The organism is Cerasicoccus arenae, assembly GCF_014651635.1.
Lineage (GTDB): Bacteria > Verrucomicrobiota > Verrucomicrobiia > Opitutales > Cerasicoccaceae > Cerasicoccus > Cerasicoccus arenae.
Window position 1 is genome coordinate 61,108 of the sequence record NZ_BMXG01000002.1, and the last position, 12,710, is coordinate 73,817.

General features: G+C 49.9%; 12 protein-coding genes. All 12 read right to left on the minus strand.

The window, feature by feature from the left end:
• Positions 1-2: 2 nt before the first annotated feature.
• The 12 genes from IE065_RS01925 to IE065_RS01980 all read right to left on the minus strand — a co-directional run bounded on the left by IE065_RS01925 (position 3) and on the right by IE065_RS01980 (position 12,705).
• Positions 3-749 carry a hypothetical protein gene (locus IE065_RS01925; RefSeq protein WP_189511299.1) on the minus strand — a complete coding sequence of 249 codons (747 nt, stop codon included), beginning with the start codon at positions 747-749 and terminating at the stop codon, positions 3-5.
• Positions 746-1,846: a glycosyltransferase family 2 protein gene (locus IE065_RS01930; protein WP_189511301.1), complete on the minus strand. Its 1,101-nt coding sequence runs from the start codon at positions 1,844-1,846 to the stop codon at positions 746-748. Before IE065_RS01930 ends, IE065_RS01925 begins: the two co-directional genes overlap by 4 nt.
• A complete protein-coding gene (locus IE065_RS01935) occupies positions 1,843-3,039 on the minus strand; it encodes a glycosyltransferase (protein WP_189511303.1) in 1,197 nt (398 codons plus the stop codon). Before IE065_RS01935 ends, IE065_RS01930 begins: the two co-directional genes overlap by 4 nt.
• Positions 3,036-3,992: a glycosyltransferase family 2 protein gene (locus tag IE065_RS01940; protein WP_189511305.1), complete on the minus strand. Its 957-nt coding sequence runs from the start codon at positions 3,990-3,992 to the stop codon at positions 3,036-3,038. The genes IE065_RS01935 and IE065_RS01940 overlap by 4 nt, the downstream gene beginning before the upstream one ends.
• Positions 3,993-4,021: 29 nt before the next feature.
• Entirely contained in the window at positions 4,022-5,008 is a 987-nt protein-coding gene (locus IE065_RS01945) for an NAD-dependent epimerase/dehydratase family protein (protein WP_189511307.1), read from the minus strand.
• Positions 5,009-6,118 (minus strand): glycosyltransferase, encoded by a 1,110-nt coding sequence (locus IE065_RS01950; protein WP_189511309.1) that lies wholly within the window; start codon positions 6,116-6,118, stop codon positions 5,009-5,011. It lies immediately after the preceding gene.
• A 1-nt stretch (position 6,119) separates the two neighbouring features.
• Entirely contained in the window at positions 6,120-7,271 is a 1,152-nt protein-coding gene (locus IE065_RS01955) for a glycosyltransferase family 4 protein (protein WP_189511311.1), read from the minus strand.
• Between the two features lie 3 nt (positions 7,272-7,274).
• A complete protein-coding gene (locus IE065_RS01960; RefSeq protein WP_189511314.1) occupies positions 7,275-8,567 on the minus strand; it encodes a glycosyltransferase family 4 protein in 1,293 nt (430 codons plus the stop codon).
• Positions 8,568-8,569: 2 nt separating this feature from the next.
• Positions 8,570-9,757: a glycosyltransferase family 4 protein gene (locus IE065_RS01965; RefSeq protein WP_189511315.1), complete on the minus strand. Its 1,188-nt coding sequence runs from the start codon at positions 9,755-9,757 to the stop codon at positions 8,570-8,572.
• A gap of 29 nt (positions 9,758-9,786) precedes the next feature.
• A complete protein-coding gene (locus tag IE065_RS01970) occupies positions 9,787-10,953 on the minus strand; it encodes a glycosyltransferase family 4 protein (RefSeq protein ID WP_189511316.1) in 1,167 nt (388 codons plus the stop codon).
• A gap of 1 nt (position 10,954) precedes the next feature.
• Positions 10,955-11,824, minus strand: coding sequence for a hypothetical protein (locus IE065_RS01975; protein WP_189511317.1), 870 nt, complete (start codon positions 11,822-11,824; stop codon positions 10,955-10,957).
• Between the two features lie 131 nt (positions 11,825-11,955).
• A complete protein-coding gene (locus IE065_RS01980) occupies positions 11,956-12,705 on the minus strand; it encodes an acylneuraminate cytidylyltransferase family protein (RefSeq protein WP_189511318.1) in 750 nt (249 codons plus the stop codon).
• Between the last annotated feature and the right edge of the window lie 5 nt (positions 12,706-12,710).

A 12,710-nucleotide genomic window follows, 5' to 3' on the forward strand; every position in this document is an offset into this window, starting at 1 on the left:
GGCTATTGGGCATTCGTCAAGCGACGCCATGCGCGAACTGGTAAGCTGTGGCTGATTTTTCGTGGATCGATTTGCCAGCGTACCTTGTGGGATGATCGCAAATTATGCCAAGGTGTTTGCCAAGCAGGCAGTAAATTATGTGGCCAAAGATACCGGTACGGCGCATCAACAAATCCTTGCTGATTCGTCTCGGCGTATTCCCGCGGCTCCTCGTTGTGTTGATGGTGGCACGTCACGCTAAAGGCGGGATTGAGCGTTTCATAGTTGGCCGCTTGTAGCTCATACAGGAGTCGATTATCGCAACGAGGGGCACCCAAAAGAAAGTCTCCTGAGATGTCACGCAGTTCTCCGCGAAACGCCCAAGCATCCTGACTGTCGTTCCGATCAAAAAGGACCGAGCCTGATTTGCGACAATCCCAACGCGCCAAGGCCCAGCATTGATTTGACTTCAGGAATTGCTCAGCTAGCACGATTGATTGATCAAACCAAATATCGGTATTGGCAATCAGCGCAATGTCATCCGGCCCTTGTCGTTCCTTAATCCAGACAAAGAAATCAGTAAAATTCGGTCGAGATGCGATATCGCGCACTTGGAGTTTCTCCGAAGAAGGCAAGTCAGCCTGACCTTCACGCAGTATGCACACTTGGCCCAATGCCGGGTTTTTCAGATTGTTCTCCAAAGCCAGTGACATTTCACCGTGGCGGTTTGGATCGGCACAGGGATACCATGTAGTGAAGAGCCGTATCATCTTTCGCGCTTATCCTGTGCTGCTGCGGCAGCTTGATATTGCTCAAGTTGCTCTTGGATGGCTTGACGGATGCCGTTGCTCATACGGCGCGCGGAGTCGCTAGCTGGTGTGGCAAAATAGCTGGGCGGCAACAGCTGGACGGCTACACGCCGGGCCAGCCGAAGGATGATATAGGCTTTAGCTTTGCAACGCAAAGCGATTCGAAAATACGTCCGAATGATTAATCGCCGAGCAAGGCTTAGATTGTAGTTGGCCTGCATCGATTGAAGCGTATCAGCGATTGCCATATCTGCATGGTTCATGTTGAACAAGAGAAATTCTGCTTCGATGAAATACTGACCTTCCCACAGCAATTGAAGCACTGGGGAAGCATTGCTTTTTCGCAATGAATCCGCTCCCTCGTTCAATCGAATGGCGCGCGAAGCGACCAGTTTTTCGATGGCACTGTTGGTGATGCGAGCTTGTTCGCTGCGGCGGATGAATACATCGGGCAATGACTGGTCAAATTTTCTGTAAGTCAGCCCAGCCAGTATTGCACGTGTATGCACATCGGAATCGTCGCCATAGAAAACTCGTTCATTGAACCCCCCAATCTTTAGAAAGGATTTTCGGCACCAGAGAGGAGAGGATGTTTGCCAGACGGAATCAGCTGTGAGAAAGCGATTGAGATCGGGCGCGTCGTTACTCAGTTGATTCCAAAGGCAATCCAAGTCGCCGATTTTTTCGTGAAATAGGGCGACAGGAAATACTAAGAAATCCGCTGCGTTCTCTTTAATTTTAGCGGTTCGATTTTCCAGGCACCATGGTGCCATGAGATCATCTGAATCGAGGAAGAGCAACCACTCCCCATGCGCATGTTGGGCACCGATATTACGGCAGGTCGATGGCCCCTTTAGGCCTTCGTTGCGTTGCAAAATATGTATCCGGTCGGCTTCGGCCAATTGGGATACTGTCGCCCAAGTTTCATCGCTCGAGCCATCATCGACGATCCATGCCTCCCAATTTGAGTAGGACTGAGAACGTATCGTCTGCAGCGTTTGTTGCAGCAACTCAACCCGCTCAAAGTGGGGGATGATGATGGAGATGCGCGGCTTCAAATTTGTTGATAAAGCGATGCGTATTGTTGGGCAGCTACTGCGCTAGCGTAGCGAATTCTGGCTCGGTGCGAGATGGCTTCGCGATCAAATTTTTGTGACATGGCTTGATGCAACGCGTTGACCAAGGCATTGGCGTCGATTTCGGAAACGAGAATTCCGTCTTCGTCATTGTTGATCATTTCAGGAATGCCACCTACTGCAAAACTGATGACCGGCAAACCACAGCAAAGCGCTTCGCTGATAACATTGGGCAAGTTATCTTGTCGGCTGGGCAGCACGAAAAGATCGGCTGCGTTGTAGAGGATTGCCATCAGTCGTTCATCTTGTATTGAACCCAAACGGTGGACCTTGCCTAGGCCATCAGGGAGTGCGCCTTTTCCGGCCACTGCGATGGACCAATCTTCTGGCAAAGGCTTGCTGGTGAGCGCCGTGTGCAGCAGGTCGCCACCTTTTCGGTAGTCGTCGATGTTTTCCGCCACAAAAGCTAAGATTTTCCCTTCAGTTGGTAATCCAAGTGCCTCGCGGGCGAAGGTCTGTTGGAGTGGGCGAAAGACATCTGTGTTTAACCCGTTGGCGATGACTTTATGCTGCGTCGGCTGGAGCCCAGTCGAAGCGGCTGCTTCAGTATTCAACCATTCCGAAGGAGACACGCAGGTCAAATTCGATGGCGTGCGCAGCAAATTGCGCTGCTGGGTGATGACCGATTCGTTTTGCTTTTGAAGCGACTGCGGAGCACGTTCCAGATCGATACTGTAATGAAAGCCGCCGAGAAAGGTATGCATGTCGTGGAACGTCCAGACGATCGGGCAGGGGGCGTTTTTAAAAAACGTTGGCCAGTCTAAAATGCCAGACGTCCAATGAAGATTTATGATGTCTGCCTGTGCAATAAAGGGCACGCTGAGAAGGTCGTAATCGGCTTCAATGGACGAGTAAAAAACGTCCGTATTCTGGCGGCGCATGAACTGCTGGTGGCTTGCATCTTTAGTTGCAGCAATATTGAATTTAAACAACGCACGTTCGTGAAAACGAAGGTAACGTTTGGGCAGTTGCTTGATCCCCTCCGCGACGTTGGTCCCACAGTCGAGTGCCGCAAATGTGGAATCGACACCGAGCTGACGGAGCGCCTGATGCGTGCGGTATGCAGCGACGCCTGCACCTCCATTGCGGAACTTCGTTATGTGGACAACTTTCATTGTAGGAGGCCCATTTTCTTCCAGAGGCGATGCTTCCAGCGGCCCAGATTGCCTTTCAAATGATTGGCCCAAGTGGATGTTGAGCCCCAGCGAAGCGATTGCTGTAAGCTGAATTCGCCCAAGCGAGAAATTTTTGCTTTTCGCTTACGAACGCAAATGGAATCCGTGAGATTAATCGCCATACTTGAGCTGACATCTTGCGTAAAGTTTTCGCCAGTCCCATCGACTCCTATATTTCTAACCAACGAACGACGCGGGCTAAGGCAGAGTCCATCTTGGAGGAAAATTGATGCCGCCCAGAAAATTGCCCACGTTTTTATGCGGCAACATTGGTTTTCGAGTAGCTGATTGGAAAACCCATTACAGCCGCCGAGATTAAATTGCTTGTGCATTTTCTCGGAAGCATTGATGTCAGCGATTAGCTTATCGACATCCCATCGCGCACGCTCCCATGAGTCTTCCCATGTGCCCCAACCCCAGCACTGCATGTAGCGCGTAAAGAAGGTTTCTGGAAGTAGGGACTCGTAAGGCGTCGCGTGACAATACGCATTAATATGGCGAACGGCTGGCGTTGATTCATAGGCAAAAAGTGCCGTGTTCATATATTCGAGGAATCCCGGTGAAGTCACCAAGTCATCTTCTAAAACAATGACGCGACCATGCCGATTAACGACTTCTGAAACGCCTCGCTTGATCGATTCTGCTAAGCCGAGGTTTATCCCGGCCTCAATGATTTCGACCTGCCCACACCATTGCTGAGAACGAATCAACTGGCGAACTTGTGCAACAGCACTCGCGGTAGATTCATTCTTGCTGGCGTCAGAGTACACATAAAGCTGTGTCTGATCGGCCAGCCGATTTTTAGCAAGAGCTTCTAGGGTTTGGCGAGTATGGTCGGGCCGCGCATAAACAAACAGGACGACTGGCGCTAGCTGTGAAGAGTCTGACATCATGCGCCGGTTGAAGGAAATCGCGACTCACCTCAAGCCACGGGCTGGCCGTAGGATTTCAGGGCTTTGCGAATGCCTTCGCGGAAAGGAACCTTATACTCGAAGCCGAACTGTTTCTGTTTGGTGGTGTCACCGCCACGAGCGAATACGCCAGCAGGTTTGTCGGACAGGCCCACGACTTCCGGCTCATAACCACACTCTTCAGCGGCGATTCGTGCAAATTGTTTGAAGCTCGTGTAAATGCCAGTCGAAAGATTAACGGCATCGCCATCATCGATTTTATCAATGGTGGCCATCACGCCATCGACGCAATCTTCGATGTATATAAAGTCGCGCATCTGGTCGCCTGTGCCCCAAACCGTAAGGGTCTCTTCGCCGATGTGCGCCATCGCGCGTTTGCAGATGCTAGGGAACGGATAACTATCGTCCTGATCCTCACCATAGCCAGAGAAAGGGCGGTAGCAGGTGGATTTTAGCCCGTGCTTTTGGTAAGCAAGACGGGCGAGATATTCACAAGTAAGCTTGGCCCAGCCATAAGACATATCAGGCATGCCGATGTCATTATCGAAGGCGATCATATCCTCGCTAAGCAGCTCGTAGTTCTCCTCTCGTTGACGAGCAATTGGGTATGCTGCGCTGGAACTGAAGCAGGCGGTTTTGGCTGGGCGCGCTTTTTCGGCCCACTGCCAGTATTCCGCGTCGATTGAAAGGTCGTCGGCGACTGCGAGTGGATGGTTTTCAATCATCGCTCTTCCGCCGACCATTGCGGCGAGGTGAAAGACGTAATCAAAATCGTCATCCGCCCGTTGTTTGAACCATTCGCGGCAATCTTGGCGATAGAAATTGAAATTTGGGAAATCGCGGGGAGAAAACAGTGGCCAACTGTTGTCCGGGTCGATACCACCAGTGAATTCGGCAACTGGGTCTACGCAGTGAACCTCGGCTCCCTGATCCAGAAAACGTTTGCAGAATCGGCGACCGACAAATCCGGCGCCACCAGTGATCAATACTTTTTGCATTTAGCGTGTAGTGTTTTGGTTTACTTGAACTGATTCGTAAATATCGCAATACATACGGGCGCATTGAGCGGGCGTCCATTCATTCAAGGCCCGTTGACGATTTTTTTCCCCGAGATTTGTTTTTGCCAATTCAAATGCTTTTTCAAGCGCTTGCTTAGCAGTGGATGGATGCCCAGGGTCAAACACGGGATTACCGGTTTCGCGAAGAAGCTCGCCGACGTCCCAGGAATCTGGTCCAACAACGATCTTACCGAAAGTCAGGCCAAGGGTGATATTGCCCGAATTAAGCACTTTGAGGCGGGGGATGAACAACACATCCGCGGCGTTCAAGTAGAGCTGAGCGTCCTCTTCCTGCACGAAGCTATAGTTGAAGTTATAGCTCGGATGTAGCCGATAATAGAGTCGAGTGAGATCCCGCAGCCAATACTTTAGCCGGATCCATGAGACTTTGGCGAGCTTCTCGCGCCAGCGTGACACCAGCAGGATTTTATCGCCGACTTGGGCACCTTGAAATGTGTTCATGATCAAATCGCGTTCTTCCATGCTGCGAATGGCACCAAAGACTAACATGACTTTCGCTTTTTCGGAGATTCCGAGCTGCTTCCTAGCCGCTTGCCGGGAAATGTTATTTGGCAGCGAGGCGTAGTTGGCATGAGGGATGATGACATGTTTGGGCTCAACACCACGGTAAAAAACAGTGTTCGCGTAGCGGCTTTTGAACTCATCAATGCTTGCTTGGGCGAAATGAACAACCGCGTCTGCGTAGCGGTAAAAAAGTTCATACATTCGCTCCCAAACTGGGTTTTTGACTGCGTCGTGGGGCAGAAGGACGTGTCTGGTAATGACGATGTGTGAGCGGTCAGCCCAATGCTTTAGTCGCACTGCCACTTGCTCGACGAGTTCTTCGGTGAGCCCTTCTTGATAGGCTTTCTCGATTTCATGGGTAACGTATTCTGGGAAGTGCAGGTGGACGACATTGAAGTCGCCTTCCTGATTCCAGAATGTCTCGTGCGAATGCACGATTGTGACATCGTTTTTTTCCATGGCCTCGTGTAGGTCGACGAGGAATCGATTTCCAGGAAGCGGAATATTGGCGACAAGAATCTTCATCCTAGTGGTGTGACTTTTTTCGAGCATCATCAATGACTGACTGTAATCGATGTATATGCTGTTGGCTGTTGAAATTATTTTTAGTATGCTTGCGTGCTGCTGAACCCATTTGTCGGCAGAGTTCAGGATTACGGAGTAGGTGACTCATGTGAGCGCCCATGGTGTCGACATCCAGTTCGTCAACGAGCATGCCTGTTTTGCCTTCTATCACGACATCTTTTATACCAGCGTGTCGAGTACTGACTATCGGGAGCCCAGCCGCGGCTGCTTCAAGTATGGTATTGGGCGTGCCCTCGGCGTCTCCGTAAGATGGGATCACGGAATGCTGGGCGAAGCAGCAGGCATTGGCAAAATATTGAGCGATCTCCTGATGTGGAATGGCACCCTTGAAAATGACGTTTTTCTCAATGCCCAAAACTTTGGCCAGAGTAATACATGTTTCGAGAAGCTCGCCGTCACCGATCTGGACTAGCTGAGCATTTGGCACCTCTTTAAGCGCTTTGCTAAAGGCCAATAGCGTCAGATGATTCGCTTTGATGTTCGTAAACCGGCCGACTGATAAAACGATTGGCTGATAGCTGGATTGGATTTCATAAAATGAATCCCGTGGCCCGTAGGGATTGTAAACCAGCTTCTTTTCATTGCATCCAAGTCCGGCAAGGGCATCGATCATGAACCGAGAGACGCCGAGTACGCTATGCGCATAGTCGAACATTGCGCAATATTTCGCAAGCCGCTCCGGAGTCAACTCTGGCTGGCGATGTGCATCATGCCCGTGGAAATGCACGATTAGGGGGATGCCAAGCTGCTTCGCAATCGGTGTGATCGCGGCTCCGGTTGCCCCAAACTCAGCCAAGATTACATCGACATTATGACTGGCAAAAAAGCCTCCCAATGCATCAAGGACTGCGGGGGGGGATAATTCCTTGGCTGTAATCAGACGATGATAGAGTGCTTGTGGCAGGAGTCTCGCGGCTTTTTTCAGGAATGGTTTTTGGCTATAAAAATAGCGAATGGTCTTTCCCTGATAGGCATAGTCTGGATACGCGCGACTGACGCAGACTTTTTCTCCGCTGAGGGACTCTACGTGGATTCGAATAAAGTCCTTAATGACTTTATTGTCGTCAAATCCAACAATGCAGGTTGTTCCCATCCTTTAGCTCTCCTGTTTCGATTGATGCAGAAACATGCGTTTAATTTTTCCAGCGAACATACGGCTGCGAACAATGCGGCGCTTGAGGAATGTAGCGATAAGCTTTTCACGCTGCCCCGCATTATTTAGCTTATCGTTCTCTGCGGGCAGGGATATCCAACATGGAATGCTGATATTGCCTGGTCGTCGCCAATGCTTAATCTGATCGCGAAACGTCTCAGCCCATAGATCCGCACCAATGTCTTTGGTGTATTCACGGCGTATTTTATCTCGGCTTTCATTGGAAAATTTTTGCCAGAGCACGGGATCGTTGACCAGTTGTTGAATCGCCTTCGGGAGTGCATCCGGAGCGTCATCGAGAATGAATCCGTTAACGCCATCTTCAATCAATTCAGGGATACCGCTCTTATTGTAACGACAAACTGGAACGCATCCGCACGCCATTGCTTCCATGATCGCGATGGGTAGCCCTTCATAGTCAGACAGCAGGACAATAACATGGGATTCCCGCATCTTATCCTGAACTTGCTGGCTTGGTACGGCCCCCCCAAGATAAACTGAGAGGCCGCTCCCTTCTTTGGCTAGAATTGCCGCAACTTCTGCCTTTTCCGGGCCATCACCATAGATAATCGCTTCGACACTCGGCAACTGTTTGACAGTGCGGCAAAATGCCCGAGCAAGATCTTGGATGCGTTTCTGCTCGGTCACGAGGCGTCCGAAAAACGCGATGCGGAATTTGCCGTGTGGAGGAGCGACAAACTGATCAACGACAGGCGCACCATAGGGGATACGATAGACTGAGGTGTCGCGCGTTTTACAGTTAGTTAACTGCTGTTCCAGTTCGCGCGAGACGCCGACCATTCCAGTAAGTCGGTGGGACTTTTTTCCGGCGACAAATTCTTCCTGCAGGCCGTCGCAGTATGCGTGATCGGAATGTAGAATTCCCACCGTTGCAATGCCTGCTTTGCGTATCCAACGGCAAGCGTAATAGGCGGATGTAACGACATTGGGAAAGAAGATGTCTGTCGGCTTTGCTTTAAGCTGTTCGAGCGTCCACCGGATGCTGTCTTCAGTAGTTAGTGGATTAATGGTCTTGGAGTATTCGATGCCATTCTCATCGAGGAAATTGATGAGGGGGCCTTCGCCCAAATGCATGTAGACCAAGCAGCGAATACGGAAACCACGCTCAATGAGTGCAGGCATCAACCATAGTAACCATGACACGGGGCCACCGATAATGCCTGGCTTATCAAATGCGCAAATGGTGATGAGAGGCTTGCTGGAATCGATTGCCATTATCAATTGTCTTGGGCCTCAGCCAGTATTTCTCGGACTTTCGACAAGCTAGGTTCGGCGTAAACGATGTCCAACGTTTTTGCGACTTGTCGCCAGTCGTATTCTTTTAAAACGCGGTTCCGGGATTCAGTACAGCGATTGGTGTCGACGAGAGCATCACGCGTTTTCTGAGCAAGGTCTAAGATGTTATCTGGCTCGTAGACAAAGCCGTAGCGGCCATTATCAATTGCCTCCAAGCATCCTGCTTCCTCTGGGACGACAATTGGTTTCCCGTGTGTCATTGCTTCAAGGACTAGCGTTGGCAATCCTTCTCGCTTGCTCGTGACAACGACTGCCGCACTCGCGGCGATAGCGTCCTGAACGCCTCGATGGTCTGTGGCTCCGTAGATGGATACGTTGCTGGGCGTTTCCTGATTAAACTCGCTCAGCATCGTTTCTGCGCTGAGCCCTTGACCAAGCATAACAAATGAACGCTCTGGCATTTGTTGGGCCAATTGCACAAATGCGGCTGGGTTCTTGACTGGGTCGTTGCGCCCGACATAGAGAACGAAATCGTTCTGCTGTGTTTTCTTTACGAAGCGTTCCGCGCAACCTAGATCGCAGTTTTCTACATCGACGCCATTGGGCAAGTAATAGGTTTCAATACCATTTTGATTACGTAAATCATCCCGTTGCCACTTTGCGACGGAGAGCCTGATGTCGGCCTGCGGCGCTTCATGCAGCAAAGCTTCATTGATTTGCTCCTGCCATGGCTCTAAGCCAACTTTGCCATGCTCCGGGAAGTAATTGAGGTGGTAAGTGTGTATCCAGCGTATCCCATTTTTCTGAGCATTATGGCCCCAGTGAATCATCCAAGGAAAGACGTGAGAGTGAATCGCCAGACACTGATTCGGGACATACTGGATCAGCTCCTCCCGTAGGTGTGGGGGGATATTATCGAAGCCCGGAAAGGCTTGCTCGTTCGGCGTTAATTCCACACGCAGCTTTGAGTGCTTTTGAATGGCCATCAGGTGATGGCGGATTCCGCCGAAGCTCAGATTGACTCCGGCAAATACCTGTGGATGAGTTTGAGCAAGTCGAGCCATCCAAGCCGCGTATAGCTTTTGTTCATGGGCACGTTTATGATGAAACTTGCGCATTGCTAGCTTGTGCTGCGCAAATTTCCGGTAGCCCGCGAACTTCTCTGACAAGTAGCTAATGAGGAATTCTTTCTTGGAGGTTAGCTAGCTTTCTGGATGAGGCGGAAAAGGAATTCGTTCATGCCTTGGATCGAGAAGCTTGTTTTGATTCGCTGTAGATTGGCCGCTCCAAGTTCCTTTCGTAATGCCTCGTCATGCAGGAGCGTATTTATCTTATCAGCGAGGTCAACCGGGTCATGAGGCTTGGCGTAGACCAGTTCAACGTGATCGTCGCCCAAGGCCTGACGAATACCAGATATGTCGGTTCCAACAACCGCGCGGCCTAGCGCCATTGCTTCGCAAACTGCATTCGGGCAACCTTCTTTTATCGAGCTATGAACGACTATGTCGGACTCATAAAGCAGTTCGTTGGTCGTATCGATTGGGCCCAGAAAGCGGACAGAATCTCCCAGGCCAAGGTCGAATGCCAAGGCTTTTAATCCTAAAACGTGCTTTGCGTCTAGCAGATGCCCAGCTAAAGCCAATATCGGAAGAGGGAGGGATGTCGTGCGCGCCGATTTGATGACTAGGCTCCAGGCCCGAAAAAGCGTATCATGGTCTTTAAACGGGATAATGTTTGCGACCATTGAAACCAATAACTGGTTTTGTTTGACGCCAATTTTATCCCGCCAGATTGGCTTTAGCTTGTGTGCTTCGGGAATCGGTGTGCCGTTGTTGTAAACAACGATGTTTTCATACGGGATGTCGTAATTTTCGCTGATAAATTCAGCGCCTGCACGTGAATTAGAAGTTATGTGGACGGCATTATTCAGTGCTCGTTGTTCCATCTTGGATTTAAATAATCCTCTCCCTTCGTCCTGTTGATTCCACCAGATGTAGTGCGCGCCCGTCCATTTCCAAATAAGGCAGACTGGCTTGCTGTGGACAGAAACAAAAGGGAGAATGACATCGGGTTTGATCTGATGCCGAATGAATTGGGCAAGCTGATACAGCATTAAGAATTTTCGCCGTCCAGTCTTTTTCTCATTGTAAGGGAAATGAAAAATTTCGCAGCCCAACTCTCGTAGTGGCATTGTTAATGGCCCTTCGCCAAACCAGCCGAGCACCGCAACGGGTACGTTGAGTGTTGTGCGGAGGTATTCAATGAAATGAAACGCCTGTCGCTCGGCCCCACCCATGTGATGGAAATTGCCAAGAACGATTAGATACCGACACTGATTTGTTTGATTATCTAAAGAGGCCGTCATCTCAAATTCCTAACAATTGCTTAACTCGTGACTTGAATGAATGAATCACTCGTTGTGAAGCAGTTTTGCTCGGCGTGGCTGTGTTTTTTTGAGGGGCGTAGAATTCTTCTTCCCAACTTTTGATCATTGCGATGCCTTCGGGTGTTAATTTTTTCTCAGCCGAATCAATTTCCTGATTAAACATCTCAACTCCATATTCCTGGGCCAGAGATTTACCATTCAGAGACGGCTCCCAATTGGGGTTGTCTTCCGGTAGGTTGAGGAATTTTTGTAGTTTACTATGCAGCAATTGAGGGTTGTTCACGACATCCTCAAAATTGATTAGCAATACCTTTTCAGGAAAACGCGCAGCATATTCTTTGGCCACTTTCTGGCGTTCAAAAATTTCAAAGACCATCTTACGATCGATTCCTAAGTCGCCCATCATTGAGCGTATTCCCTCGACTGGCTTGCGCTGGCTGATCGACGCCATAATGCCTTGTGCTGAGCGCAACATATAGATGAGCGAAAAATCGAAATCGTTTGATTCCAAGTGCCTGAATATCGTTCCGTCATTACCCTCTAGTGCTACAATCGTATGAATATCTTCTACGGCTTGTTTTCCTAGATGATGCTTGATCAGAGTCTCATAAAGGGTGTCGAAAATGAAATTGAAGTTCCAGTCAGAGCCTTGGCGTAGTTTATTGAATAGCTCTAAATCGAAATCCTGAAATGAGAATTTGAAAGGTTCGAGATGGACATTCTCTCTTGAGAAATAGAAAGGAAAATGCCCCAGGTGGGAAAATGTTTCCAAGCGGTAATAGCCGTTGGCGCAAATGCTGGATCTCAGGGCAAAGGTTTCTCGTTCGCGAAGCCAAGTTTGCTCAGTCAACGCGGCTTTATTGATGCCAGAAAATGCATTGAGCTGGAAGAAATCGACATAGTGCCCGGGCGTATTGTCCAAGGTGTACGCGGCCATGCCTTTGCCGGACCCCCACCAACCATCAATGGCAACGTATCTCATTAACCTTTCAGGTCGGAGTAATGATAGAAATCGTTTGGCTGGATCGAGTTGAGATACCAGACGCTAGCGGCGATATCAATCCACGTGTGTATATCGCGACCGGTCACCCAAGGCCGTTCGATCATCCTGCAACGCTCACCGAGCCACACCCAAGGCGTTGGCCCTTTTTGCTCGATCGCACACTCTTTTTTGAACCCCCAAATACCTTGATCGTAAAAGAAAACATCGGGATACGCCTGTCGGTTTGATCCTGCTTCAACGTTAAGGAACGATTCCATGAAGCCGTCTTCGTTGCACTTCATTGCGCGGTAGGGGTGATCATCCTGAGCCTTCCAGGCAGTGAGGACTGAATCACAACTGCCATCGTCGAGTAGTTCAAATGCGCGGTCAATAATCCCTGGAGTCACCATTACCGTATTGCCGAGTAGGATAATGACATTCTCCAACTCGGGGTGCAGCAGGGTCACGGCTTCCACGGCATGCTTAATAACGTCTTTGTGCAGTGACGATGATTGGCTCAGTTCAGCGGGACGATCGATAATTTCCGCTCCTTCCATCCGAGCAATGTGCGAAATGTAAGGATCTTCTGTCGTTACATAAATGGCTTCACAGTGGCGTGAATGTTTGGCTGCTCGGAGTGGGTAAGACATGACTGGCACGTTCTGTACCGGTATGACGTTTTTGTTACCTACGCTATGGTTGCCGCCTTTTGCAGTCAGGATTACGGCGTTGCGAATTGGTTTGGACATAGTGC